Raw genomic sequence first — 3,287 nt, forward strand, 5'->3', positions numbered from 1 at the left:
GATGCAGCTACCACCCACCCGGAGCCTGCCATGGATGCTGTTGCCCGCCCTCCCTTTTCCGAACGCGCGCTGGCCTGGCTGAAGAAGGAGGCGTTGCCGCTGCTGGTGATGCTCGGCCTGCTCGCCGCTGCCCGCGATACCCTGGCCAACCACTACGTGGTGCCCAGCGGCTCGATGCAGCCGACCCTGCAACCGGGCGACCGGGTGGTGGTGGACATGCGCGCCTACGGCCTGCGCCTGCCGTTCACCAACAAGGAACTGCTGGCGACCGGTACCCCGCAGCGCGGCGAAGTGGCGGTGTTTGATTCGCCGGCCGATGGCACCCGGTTGATCAAGCGCGTGGCGGCGGTGGCGGGGGACCACGTGCACATGCGCGAGGGACACCTGAGCATCAACGGCCAGCCGCTGCAGATCGCTGACCTGCAGGACGTGGAAGCCTTCGGTGAACGTCGTGCCCGCCTGGACCTGGACATGGGCGGTGGTCCGGACATCGCCGATCTGGTGGTGCCAGCCGGCAAGGTGCTGGTGCTGGGAGACCACCGTGGCAACAGTTTCGATGGCCGCTTCTTCGGTTTCGTCGATGCGGACAAGGTCTACGGCCGGGCGGTGGCGGTGTACTACCGCCGGGGCGACGGCTTCGAGTGGCAGCGCCTGTAAGCTGAATTGATACTTCCTGTGTATCAATCATGACCTATCAGGTTATGGATCGACTGGATGGACGGGCCTAGTCTGAGGCCCGTTCCCTCCCATACCCGGCCGTCCCCACCGGCCCACCGATCCCATGACTGGCGAAACCGCCGCGACCGTCGAACGCTGCCCCCACGCTGTTGACCCCGCTTCCGACACCCGCATCCAGCAGGGCACGCCGGCCTTCCGCCGCACTGCGCTGGCGCTGTTCCTGGCCGGCTTTTCCACCTTCGGCCTGCTGTACACGGTGCAGCCGCTGCTGCCCGAGTTCAGCCGCCACTTCGGCGTTTCTGCTGCCGGCAGCGCGATGTCGCTGTCGCTGACCACCGGCACGCTGGCGGTGGCCATGCTGCTGGCCGGCCTGCTGTCCGACGCGGTCGGCCGTCGCCCGTTGATGATCGCTGCGCTGCTGGCCTCGGCCATGCTGTCGCTGAGCACCGCGCTGGTGGACGACTGGACCACGTTGCTGGTGCTGCGCACCCTGCTCGGCCTGGCGCTGAGCGGCGTACCGGCGGTGGCGATGACCTACCTGGTCGAGGAAATGGACAGCCGCGCGCTGGGCCTGGCGATGGGCCTGTACATCGGCGGCAACGCCATCGGTGGCATGAGCGGGCGCCTGCTGGCCGGCATCATCGCCGACCACTGGGGCTGGCGCTGGGGTATCGGCGTGGTCTCGATCATCGCCATCGCCAGCACCGCGCTGCTGTGGCTGCAGCTGCCCCCGTCGCGCCATTTCCACGCGCGTCGCGATGGCCTGCGCCAGTTGCCGTCGCGCTGGCGCATGCTGTTCGCCGACCCGGGCCTGCCGTGGCTGTTCGCCACCTCGTTCGTGCTGATGGGCGTGTTCGTCACCCTCTACAACTACCTGGGCTACCACCTGCTGGCGCCGCCGTACCACCTCAGCCAGACCGTGGTCGGCCTGATCTTCAGCGTGTACCTGGTGGGCACCTTCAGTTCGGCGTGGATGGGCCAGCAGGCCACGCGGTACGGGCGCGGCCGCATCCTGTCGATCTCGTTCGCGCTGATCGGCGCCGGCATCGCGCTGCTGGCATTGCGATGGCTGAGCACGATGGCACTGGGCATCGCGCTGGTGACGTTCGGCTTCTTCGGTGGTCACTCGGTGGCCAGCAGCTGGGTTGGCAGCCGTGCCGGTGCGATGCGCGCGGAAGCCTCGGCGCTGTATCTGTTCGCCTACTACCTGGGGTCCAGTGTGCTGGGCGGGGTCGGTGGGCTGGCCTATGCGGCCTGGGATTGGCTGGGTGTGTGCGCGTTCGCTGCGGTGCTGACCCTGATTGGTGGTGGCATCGTCTGGGCGCTGCAGCAGCGCGCGCCGCAGCCGGTCACTGCCTGATCCTGTGGAGTTGCGCTTGCCTTGGTAGAGTCGACTGTCAGTCGACTGCTCTTCCATCAGACCGCAAAAGCCCCGCGCTGCGCGCGATAGTCGACTAACAGTCGACTCTACCGGCGAACGCCCCGCGCAGCAGCGTGGCGAAGTTGCGGATCAACGGCGTTACCCGTTCGCGATGCCAGGCCAGCTGCACCTCCGAATGCGCACCGGCATCGGCCAGCGCTACGAAGCGCGCCCCTTCCACGCGGATGTGATCGCACGAGGAGGGCAGGATGGCCGCACCCAGCCCGGCGGCGGCCAGGCTGATCAGCGTCGAGGCTTCGCCTGCCTCCTGCACGATGCGCGGCGTGAATCCGGCAGCCGCGCACAACGCGATCATGTGGTCATGGATGCCCGCGCCGGCACTGCGCCGGAACGCCACGAACGGCTCCTGCGCGAAGTCGCGCAGCGACAGCGTTCCCTGTTTCGAGAGCCGATGAAGGGCAGGGTGGTCTGCATGCACGATCAACGCCAGCGGATCAACAAACAGGCTGTGTGCCACCAGTTCCGGGGGCAGTGCGCGCTTGCGGATGATGCCCACGTCCAGTGAACCGTCGAGCAGCGCGTCGATCTGCTGCAGCGTGTTCATCTCGCTCAGCTGCAACCGTACCTGCGGATACTGCTGGCGGTAATGCAGGATCGAACGTGGAATCTGCGGCGACAGCGGCGTGGCCCGGGTCAGGCCGATATGCAGTTCACCCTGCTCACCGCGCTGCACACGCTGCACCTCGTCCACGGCCATTTCCACCTGCTGCACGATGGCGCGTGCACGTTCCTGCAGCAGTTCGCCCGCAGGCGTCAGCTGCACGCGGCGATGGCTTCGCACGAACAGGCGCGCACCTATCAGGTCTTCCAGCTGGCGGATCTGCTGGCTGAGCGGCGGCTGCGACATGCCCAGCCGCTCGGCCGCCTGGCCGAAGTGCAGCGTATCGGCGACGGCAAGGAAGTAACGCAGATGGCGGAGTTCGATGGACATGGGGCCAGTCTAGCCAGACCGACACCGTGCCTGGCGTCTTCTTCGATCGTTTTTCCGCCAGTCGAGCATGGCTCGACTCTACAAATACCCATTTCGATCATTGTTTACGTGTCGACCAAGGTCGACACCCACCAACAGCGCTAGCGATCTGTCGAAGGCGGGGTGGGGGGGGGGGGGGGGGGGGGGGGGGGGGGGGGGGGGGGGGGGGCCCGCCCCCGCGTCGGGGTTTCGGGGGCC

General features: G+C 67.5%; 3 protein-coding genes. 2 read left to right on the top strand and 1 reads right to left on the bottom strand.

Features of this window, described 5'->3' with window-relative positions; genetic code table 11:
* Positions 1 to 30: 30 nt before the first annotated feature.
* Complete coding sequence (gene lepB, locus QRO91_RS22145) at positions 31 to 657, top strand: signal peptidase I (protein ID WP_049429789.1); 627 nt, start codon at positions 31 to 33, stop codon at positions 655 to 657.
* A gap of 124 nt (positions 658 to 781) precedes the next feature.
* The gene (locus QRO91_RS22150; RefSeq protein WP_049429788.1) at positions 782 to 2,038 is read left to right on the top strand and encodes an MFS transporter; all 1,257 of its coding nucleotides are present in this window, start codon (positions 782 to 784) and stop codon (positions 2,036 to 2,038) included.
* 94 nt (positions 2,039 to 2,132) lie between these two features.
* Here QRO91_RS22150 and QRO91_RS22155 read toward each other — a convergent pair whose 3' ends face one another.
* Complete coding sequence (locus QRO91_RS22155) at positions 2,133 to 3,050, bottom strand: LysR substrate-binding domain-containing protein (RefSeq protein WP_197620718.1); 918 nt, start codon at positions 3,048 to 3,050, stop codon at positions 2,133 to 2,135.
* Between the last annotated feature and the right edge of the window lie 237 nt (positions 3,051 to 3,287).

The sequence above is a fragment of the Stenotrophomonas maltophilia group sp. Smal32 genome (genome assembly GCF_030237085.1).
Classification (GTDB): Bacteria; Pseudomonadota; Gammaproteobacteria; order Xanthomonadales; family Xanthomonadaceae; genus Stenotrophomonas; species Stenotrophomonas maltophilia_Q.

Excerpts from the sequence above, each read along its gene's own strand:
- lepB (WP_049429789.1), top strand. The coding sequence starts at position 31 with ATGGATGCTGTTGCCCGCCCTCCCTTTTCCGAACGCGCGCTGGCCTGG.
- QRO91_RS22150 (WP_049429788.1), top strand. The coding sequence starts at position 782 with ATGACTGGCGAAACCGCCGCGACCGTCGAACGCTGCCCCCACGCTGTT.
- QRO91_RS22155 (WP_197620718.1), bottom strand. The coding sequence starts at position 3,050 with ATGTCCATCGAACTCCGCCATCTGCGTTACTTCCTTGCCGTCGCCGAT.